This is a genomic window from Citreicella sp. C3M06 (assembly GCF_018860705.1).
GTDB lineage: Bacteria > Pseudomonadota > Alphaproteobacteria > Rhodobacterales > Rhodobacteraceae > Salipiger.
The window spans coordinates 18,612-28,157 of sequence record NZ_JAHKQA010000013.1 but is presented as its reverse complement, the minus strand read 5'-3'; the positions used below and the strand labels follow the sequence as shown (position 1 = coordinate 28,157).

The window sequence follows — 9,546 nt, the reverse complement described above, 5'->3', positions numbered from 1 at the left end:
CCCAAGGTGTTCCTCTCCGCCATCGCCCTCGCGGCTCTCGTCATTTACTGGTTATGAATCCTGACCCTAACCACCCTCATGCCCGATTGGCGAGCACGGCCTTGAACGTAGCCGATGGTATCAAGGCACTCGCCAAAAGCCTAAAACCCATACCCCTTCTCTGTCCCGCCTATGCATGCTTCCGGCAACCGCCCCTCGGTTTTGATGCTTGAGTCAGCATGAATGCACCAACAGACAGAGCAGCCATGACAGTTCAAGAAATATTCTCGCGTTAATCCTCAGGCTTTTGCCGCGCGCCCGATGAGCCGGCAGCTGCACGGCTTCAATACGACACTCCTCTCCTTTTGGCAGGCCAGCCCCCGCCCATATGCCCCTGCGCGATTGGCGTCAGGGGCGGCTGGCGACGTGGCTGCAGAAAGAATTTTGCACCATGCCCGGAACAGCCCAGCCCCAAATTCTCACGCTTCCCGAACTCGCCGGCGAGATTGCGACCCCCGGCATGTTCGGGGGAAACATCTTGGCGCCGCGCACCCAAATGACTGGCGAAGGCAGCTATACCGAGCTGGTGCGCGATCTGGGGGTGACTGATCTGCGCTATCCTGGGGGATCGCTCACCGAAGAATATTTCGACCTTTCCAACCCAGATGCCCAGACCGCAACGGGAAACGAGGCCGCACAGACCGTCGATTTCATCGCCTTGAGCGACTTCATGGCCGCCGCCGAACGTCTTGGGTCTGCGGTGACCATCGTGATCCCCACGCGCACGCAATTGTCCAATAGGGTCGATGCAAACAACGATCGCCTGCCCGAAATCGATGTCGAGGTGCTGCGTGGTTTCATACGAGACGTCACCACGGGCGTTTATGGGGATGCCCGGATCGCCGCCTTTGAGATCGGCAATGAATACTGGGGGTCAGGGCGCATGAACACCGCCGAATATGGCCGTCTTGCCGCCGAAATGACAGGCATCATCCGCGACGAGATGCGCCTTGTCGAAGACGTCATAGGGCAGGACATTGATATCGTCGTGCAAGCGGGATGGAATTTCGACCACGCCAAGCTGAGCAACGATTATGTTGGTGTTCCCGCAGATGCAGTCATTGCGGACCTCAATGCAAAATACGATCTGGGCCTGAGCGAGAGCGACCTTGGTGCGAGCGGATCGCCGAACTGGGCAAAGATTTCAAACGACTTGATGATTTCCTACTTCGAAGGGGAGGGCGCCCAAGCCCCGGACGGGGTTGTGACCCATCTTTATTCCAAGGGGCAGGAGGTTGAATCACAACGCAGCTTCATGCTGCGGATGATCGAAAAGACCTGGGGGCAGTCGTTTGACGATCTCGATATCTACATCACGGAATGGAACAGTTCGGGCAGCAGCGCTCTGCTCGATGACGACGAGGATTACGGGCTTTTTCAGGCCCACGAAATGCTTGAGATCGTGGAAGAGTTCATGCTGGCCGGTGTTGATGTGGCGCATGCCTGGCCGTTGCTGCAAAATTCTCCCAATGCGCTTTCGATGGGGCGCAGCCATGATGCACTCAGCCCTGGGGGTGAAATGTTTGCCATGATGGCATCGAGCTTGCCCGGCAAAACCATGCTCGATTTTGCGCCGGACAGCCGCGAAACAGAGCAGGAACTGGCGCATCTGGATTTGCACGGCTTTTACGGGAATAGCGATCTGGTCCTGTTCCTGACCTCGACCTCGGACCAGCTGGAAACGAGCCAAGTGGATGTTTCGGGGCTGGTTCTTGGCGCCGAGACGATCACCGGGCAGGTTCTGGGTGTGGCATCAGGGCAGTTGCCGGGATCGAACAGCGCGCAGGCAGAACTGCAGGGCCTGGCCGTCGATGCGTTTCTGGATGGCGGCATGATAGAGGCGACCCTAGAGCCGGGGGAAGTCATGCAGATCACCCTGAGCGCAATAGAGCCATCAGCAGAATTTGCAGCGCTCATTCCGGGGCTGGGCGCTGCAATTGTACCTGTGGTCGAGGACGTTTCCGCGACGGTCTCGTCGCAAGCCCCGGCAGATGGGGCACCAGAATATGATGACCGGATCCGCGGAACGGACCAAAGCGAAAAGATAAAGTCCTTTCAGGGCGATGATACCGTGTTTGGGGCGGGTGGGAACGACACGCTCATCGGCGGGCGCGGGGAGGATCTTTTGAAGGGAGGCAAGGGCGCCGACCGGCTGCGCGGCAACGAGGGGGACGATACCCTGTCTGGCGGCAACGCCAAGGACAAGCTGATCGGCGGTCATGGCGATGATCGGCTTTATGGCGGGCATGGGGCGGATGGCCTCAGAGGCGGGCAAGGCCGCGATACGCTCTATGGTGGCACCGGAAACGACAAACTGCATGGCGGGCAGGGCGGGGATCTTTTGATCGGTGGCAGTGGCGCCAACCAGATCACGACAGGGTTCGGGCGGGATACGATCCGGGTGAACGATGGCGGGATGGCGTTCGAGGACCTGATCTTCGATTTCACCGTCGGGCGCGATACGTTGCAGATTGAATCCGATGTCATCGAAGATCTGGATGCGTTGATCTTTGAGGCCAGCGCTGATGAGCTGATCCTGGTGCTGGGCGACAGCAAGACAGTCGTGTTCGAAGGGGATTACACCGCAGACGACCTCTTGGAACAGGGATCGATCGAGTTGTTTGGCTGAACTTGGCGGAAGGCTTCGGTCCATCCTGTCCGCGATGCAAAGCCTGCGCTGATGCAAGCGCAGAGCAAGACAGGTATAGGGCGCTTCTCGAACCAGATCGGAAGGCGCCCTATACCTGTCTTGGAGTGGATCGCCGGGGGTGCCCGCCCTGACGAAACGCATTTACCGTTGCGAAAAGATCCTGGTGATCTCGGTCCGGTAGGTGTTCCAGCTGATGGTCGACCGGTTGCCAGCATAGCCTTCATAGCGCGAGCGACCCGATGGCAGCGGCAGCCCGGCCCAGATGCCCGCAAGATTGTACATGAAGCTTCGATGCGACATCTTTCCCGCCGTGAACGCCCCAAAACCTGCATCGTCCAGCAGCAGGTTCGCCAGATGGTCCTGCAGTGCCGGTGAGAACCGCTGCTGCGGGTTGACCCCGGCGCGACGCACAAGCCCGCGCAGCGTTGCCGGAATGAACTGGTAGCGCCCGATCGCATGGGGCTGGTTGGGGGTGGCCTTGATCCAGCCAAAGATCTCGGCAACGGTCATGTCCGTCGGGCGTCTGCTGGGGCGGATGCGCGCGCCGTGCTGTACCGCGTCATAGCCCGCGCGGCCCGCTTCGGCATGGCCGATCAGATCCCGCAGGCGGGCCGCCTGATCGCTAGAGCGCGACGCGATGAACGGGTCCCGTCCGGCTTTTGGCGCAGCCCTGACCGGCAGGTCGATGCGGATCGGCGCGGCGCTGCTCTTGTCGCCCAGCCCAAAGCTGATCGCTTCGAAATGGCGGATATCATGCATGCTGAACTGCGCCTGATGCCCTTCGGCCGCGCCCACGAAAGGCACTCCCAAAAGACCAACGGCAAAGATCAAAGACCTTGTTTTCATAGCTTCGTACTCCTGAACCACTTGAGTGCGAGCACTATAAAAATCGCAGGTCATAGCTTGCGGGGGGCAAGCAGACAGGTTCGCCCTGCAAAGGTATAGTGGGATGTCCCTATTCGGCTGCGCGCGCGCCTTGGCGTAGATGCCCGGGCGCATGCGGCCAGCCAGATTCAAGCGGGCCACACCGCGGATGCGCTACGCGGTGTGGCCCTTTTCCCGACAACCTGGTTCACTCAGTTGCCGAGAAATCCGTCAAGCCTGTCCCACAGGCTGTCATCCAGAAGCAGGTTGAACCTGAAATAGACCCCCTCCTGGTACAGGTCCGTCATCCCGGCCACCCGGCCATTGACGGCGTTGTAGCCCACCGCCAGCAACGTGCCCGCCGCCGGAGAGAACCCAAGCTCGGCGCCCAGCCCCGAGGTGCTGCCGCCACGGCTGTCCCACAGATGCGCGGCGTTCAGACCGATCTGGAACCGGTCATCGGCGAAATCCATGTAGGCCCCGGCCTGCAACAGCTGCGTGGTGGTCGATGCATCGACATTGCCCCCCGATACACGCTGATGCTGGCCTGCATATTTGCCGTTCAGGCGCAGATCGGCGTTTGCCTCGTAGCTGGCATCGACAGACCACAGATGTGTTTCGGTGCGGCCATACTGCTTTTCCAGACGATGCTCGTACCAGGCGAGCACATCCAGACGCGGATCTTCGACAGGGCGATAGGATGCCCCGATCCGGGTCCGGGCGCGCAGCTTGTCCTTGCCGTCGCGCTTGTCGATCGCGATGCGGGTGCGCCCCAGAACAGCCCAGTCGTTATCCAGTTGCGCGGCCATGCCAAGACCGGCGTAGTAGGTATTGCCGCGCTCTTCGAGAGTTACATCCAGATCGGCGTCGCCCACCACGGATTCGGGTGCGTTGTGCCATTTGGCCCCCAGAGCGACGCTGGTCAGGCTGTCACGCCCTGTCTTTGCGCCGCGCGAATGTTCGATATCCGCGCGCAGGGTCGTCAGATCGTTGAGCTGCCAGACCGCGCCAAACCCCTGGGCCATGGTTTCTTCGCGGTTGCCCGATGCCTCGGTGATCTCGGTGGTGCCCGACAGCCAGTCGTTCAACTGATATGTCATGCCAAAGCGCGACCGGGTCATCACCATCTCGTCGTCGAATTCGAACTCGATCTCGTTGTGGACACGCCATCCCGGCTTGGCCTCGCGGTACATGCCAAGGGTCAGCTCGGCGGGGCTGCGCTCTTCGCCGGCGATGGGCAGACGCAGCTGGCTGCGCACCGATACGCCGGGCCGCTGTGTCGGCGTCCACTGACCGCCAAGGATCAGCGCGGCTTCGTCATGGCGATCACCGTCGTGCTCGCGGCGTTCCAGTTCTATCCCGATTTCGCCACGGAAACCATCGGAAAAGCGGTGCGAATAGATCGCATCCAGCGTCATGCGCGTGCGCTCCTCATTGCGATCGCGCACATATTCGGCTGACAAGGCCAGATCGTTGTCGATGCCGATGTCCACCCCGTAGGACAGGCGCACCTGCGTGGTGCCGGGGCGGGCCAGACCCCCATCCATGAAATCCGAGCCAGTGTAGATGGCTTCGAAATCCAGACGGTCGGTTTCGGTGACGATGCCATAGGACAGGCGCGCGGCCATGTCGCTGACCTGATCGGAATCCTCGGAGCGTGCGATCTCGGCTTCCCACAGCCCGCCCTGCAGCGTCTCATGGCGCACATAGGCCGATTGCAGCCGCTCGCGGGCGGGGTTGCCAACGGGGGCATCCGCATGAACCGCGCGCGCGCCGATGGTGGTGCGCTCGCTCAGCGCGTAGTTCACCTCGCCGCCGTACAGCCAGTAGCGTTCGGCCCCATCGGTTTCGACCTCGTAGGTGATGCGCACCGATACCGGATTGCCATCCGCATCGAACTGGCTCAGCGGATCGTCAAAGGTGATGGTGTTGGTGAAGAAATCCAGCACATAGTCGGTGCCGCGCCGAAGCGGCGTGGTGGACAGAATGTCGCCGCCGTCTTCGTCGCGCACCAGCCGTTCGACCCGTTCGGATCCATTGACATAATCGCCAAGATCCAGATCATAGGGGCCGGACACACCGCGCCCTGCAAATTCCACCACCTGCTGTTCCTGCGCCGTGCGCGCCGCGAAGACGGTGACGGACACCTGCTCGTTTTCCCAATGGGCCTTGGCCCCGGTGGTCACGCGCTGCAGTCCGCCCAGACGAAACGCCGAGGCTTCCGGCTGGATCGCGATATCGCCATACAGCACGTAGGAGCGGCCCTTTTCCACCTTGATATACAGGTTGGTCGACGATTGCGCGTCCCAGCCGCGTTCGGAATTGTCGCCATAGATCGGGTAGTATTCGTCGCCCCGGATGTCGCGGAACAGCCGGTCCTCGGTGTCCTGATCGGAGCTGTAGCGCAGCGTCAGCAGCGCATCGCCCCGGATCGCCCCCTTGAGGTACAGCTCGCCGCGCAGGCCGGTGGTGGTGTCTTCGAAGTGGCTGAACTGGTCTTTGGGCAGCAGCGCGTTGCTGGCCTTGCCCCCAAGCGACACCGCGCCTTCGACGACGCCGATCATGATGCGTTCGTCAAGGTTCGGGGTAAAGGCGATGCGGGCCTCGGCCTTGGCAAAACCGCTGGTGACGGTGATGAGGTCGGGGCCGGACACCTGCGGCGGGATCAGCCCGAAGGTGGCCTCGCCATTGTCGATATAGGCCTGCACGCCGGGGGTGCCGGGGCGGATGTCGGTCACATCCCACAGGGCGCGATCCCCCCCCAGCGTCACCGTGGCCGAGGCCGGCACCGGCAATCCGCGCGAATCCAGAATGCGCACGATCACCGGCACCACGCTGACGGGGTCGGCGCTGGCCTCGGCGGGCGCGATGATTTCGATCCGTGCAGGATCGCCCGGAGCCGTGACCGTGATTTCGTGGCGCATCCGTTCGATGCCAAACCCGTCACGCCCGACAAGCACAAGCCTGTTGGCCCCCGGGCGCAGTTTCACCGCGACGAATTCCGCCGCCTGTACGTTGCGTTCGGCCCATGAGGTCTGCTCGCCGATGCGGTCGCCGCCAAGGGCACGCCCGTTGAGCATCAGCCCCAGCGTCAGGTCGGCCTTGCCCTTGATCCGGATGTTCTGGGTGCGGCGGCTGAGGGTTTCGCCATCCTCGAAGTCAAGAAAGCCGGGTTCGGGATCAAGCGATTTCACCATCGCCTCAAGAGGGCGGCGCGTGGCGCGCGCCTTGGCGGCCAGCGCCGGGCGAGGCAAAGCGCCTTGGGCATCTTCGGGGGCGGGCACCAGCATCGACGGCGTCAGTTGCGTGGTTGTCGCCACCCCGGCCTCGGTGCGGATGGACCGCTGCGGGTTGCGTGCCCCTTCGATGGGCATGTCAGAGGCGCGCAGCGTGTCCGGGCCGGCATTGGCCTTAAAATGATCCTGACGGGCGGTGATCTCGGCCATTGCCTCGGGTGTGCAGGCCTGCACCGCAAAGTTTTCGCTGCGCAGCTCGCCGCGGCGCAGCGGCACGATGCGCGATCCGCCCCGGCGCAGGTCGTTGGTGCGTGTCACGGCAACCTCGGTGCCGGCGGGCAAGGTGCCGGCCTGGACCTGAAAGGCATGGGTGATCGGGCGCATCCCGGGCATGGAATACTTGCCATTGTGATCCGTGACCACGAACAGCCCCTCCTGGGTGACGATGCGCACGCCGGGGATGCCCGGTTCGCGCCAGTCGTCCTGAATGCCGTTTGCGTCGCAATCCATGAAGACGGTGCCAAGGATCGTTCCCTGCCGGGCAAAAACCCCGCCAGAATTGTCCAGCCGCACGGTGGCGCGGGCTGGCGCCGATTGCAACGCCGTGCCCGTGCCTGCCTGACGGCCCGCCAGCAGGGCTGTGTTTTCCAGATCGCCTTCGCGTGCGGCGGCCCCCACGGACATGACGTAGCTGAGTTCCACATTGTCCAGCGGCGCGATGTTGCCCAGATCGAACAGCAGATCGCCATGACCGTCACGCTCGGGGTCTTCGATCTCGTCGCCCTCCAACGTCACCGATCCGCTGACGAAGGTCATGCCATAGGCCGGGCGGTCGAAGATCTGCGCGCCCACCAGCGCCTGACGCATGTTGTTGGTCAGATCCAGCGTGTAGGTCACGAATTCGCCCTGCACCACACGGTCGCGGTCCGCATCCTTGCTCAGCGCAATGGGCGCGCCATAGAACGGATCGACCGGAATGTCGGAATCCATCAGCAAACCGCCCGAATGGGAAAAGCTGCCGCCAAAGGCCGCATCGGTGATGATGCGCTCGAACCCGCGAAAATCCAGCCGCAGGGTCGGAAAGCTCCAATCCGGGGCGTCGATGATGTCGTAGCTGTAGCGCCCCGCGTCGATGTCGCCAAAGGCAAAGTAGCCGCGCGCATCGCTCAGAACCCGCGCCAGTTCCAGACCGGTGTCGGCGTCCATCAGCGCAACGGTGACGCCTTCGACCGGATCGTTGCCGATGGCGTCAAAGACGAAGTTTCCCGGCGCGATGATCAGGCTGGTGGTCAGGGATTGCACCCCGCAGCGGGCCTGCGCCTGAACGGTGTCGCCCCGGTTCGATGCCATGACGCCATCGCCTGCGCGGGCCAATGCCATCTCGGCCACCGGCAGCGGCGCGATCAAGAACACCCCGGTGTTCGCCCCGGTTTCCCGTGCTGTCGTGGTTTCGACATCGCCGGTCTGGACGCTTTGCAGCGTGACCTGCACCGTGTCGATGCCTTGGCTCAGGTTGCATGCCCCGGACACCAGCCGCGTGACAAGGTTGCTGTCCAGCGCGCTGGACCCGATCTGCACCCCGGTCACCGGATCAATGAAATTCAGCGTGCCACGGGTGCCCGTGCCAAGCGCAACGGTCACGGTGTTGGACAGCTGCTCGACCACGCCTTGGGGGGTGGGCAGAAAACCGACAGCGGTATTTTCCACCTCGACCGCACCAAGCGCCTCGTCGATGGCAACGCTGAACCCAACGTCGGCCGACCAGCCAACGGGGAAATCCCCGGCCAGGAAAAAGGCGATGGCATCAACCTCGGAGGCATCATCGGGCATGGTGCTGACGTAGTCATGCCGCGCATCGCCCGAACGATGGAACAGCGCGGTCATGCCGGCGGCCTCGTCGATCCATTCCAGACGGGCGTTCAGGGGAATGTCGTCGCGCAGCAGCACACCGGTCACGACCACACCATCGATGCGCAATGGGGTGCCGTCGATGGCCGAATACCCGGCGACAGGCGCGTCCGAGTTGTTGCGCAGGCGCAGATCGTACAGCACACGGGTCAGGGCATCACCGGGCTGCGTTGCCTGGAATTTCTCGATCTCAAGCGTGGCGGCCACGATTTCGGCGCGCCCGGTTCCCGTGCCAGTGACAGGCGCGACGTCCTCATCGGTGTCAATAAGAGGCTGGCCCGTGGCGGTCAGCGCGACGTCGAAACTGTCGCCCGGCTGTGCGCCAGCGGTCACCTGAAAGCTGTAGATCAGCTGGGCGTCCTGCCCGGCGGCGATGATGAAGCTGTCGTCGCCCGAAATTTCGGGTTCGTTCGCATCCACCATGCCATTGCCGTTGAGGTCGATGAACAGCCGCGGGTTCAGGATCTGGGAGGCGTCACCCGAGGTGACGATGGCCGGGGTCACGTCCAGCCCGATGTTGCCGGTGTTGGAAATGCGGAAATAGAACTGGTCGATCGCCCCTCGCGACAACAGCAGCCTTTCGCGGCCGGAAACCTCGAGAGCCGGAACCACGCTGACGCGGGCCTCTACGGCGTTGGAGTCAAGGGTCACGAGGATGCCCAGACCGGTGTCGAAATAGGTGACCTGGGCGATGTTGCGGATGATTGTCCCGGCGGCGGACTGCTGGGCAGACGTGGGCGGGGACATGAGGCACAGAGAGGCAGCTGCGATGACAAGGAACCGAGCCACACCCTTGCCGACAAAGCGATGGAAACTGCGCATCAGTTTCGCTCCTCGGAATAACGGTGG

3 protein-coding genes are annotated in these 9,546 nt (G+C 62.7%); 1 reads left to right on the top strand and 2 read right to left on the bottom strand.

Going from position 1 to position 9,546, the window contains the following annotated elements; all coding sequences use genetic code 11:
• The first annotated feature begins 982 nt into the window (after positions 1 to 982).
• Positions 983 to 2,668, top strand: coding sequence for a calcium-binding protein (locus KO516_RS03625; RefSeq protein ID WP_216002447.1), 1,686 nt, complete (start codon positions 983 to 985; stop codon positions 2,666 to 2,668).
• 162 nt (positions 2,669 to 2,830) lie between these two features.
• Here the strand turns inward: KO516_RS03625 and KO516_RS03620 are convergent, their stop codons facing one another.
• Both KO516_RS03620 and KO516_RS03615 read right to left on the bottom strand, forming a co-directional pair.
• A complete protein-coding gene (locus KO516_RS03620; protein ID WP_216002446.1) occupies positions 2,831 to 3,535 on the bottom strand; it encodes a hypothetical protein in 705 nt (234 codons plus the stop codon).
• Between the two features lie 230 nt (positions 3,536 to 3,765).
• Complete coding sequence (locus KO516_RS03615) at positions 3,766 to 9,519, bottom strand: DUF11 domain-containing protein (protein WP_216002445.1); 5,754 nt, start codon at positions 9,517 to 9,519, stop codon at positions 3,766 to 3,768.
• Positions 9,520 to 9,546 lie beyond the last annotated feature (27 nt).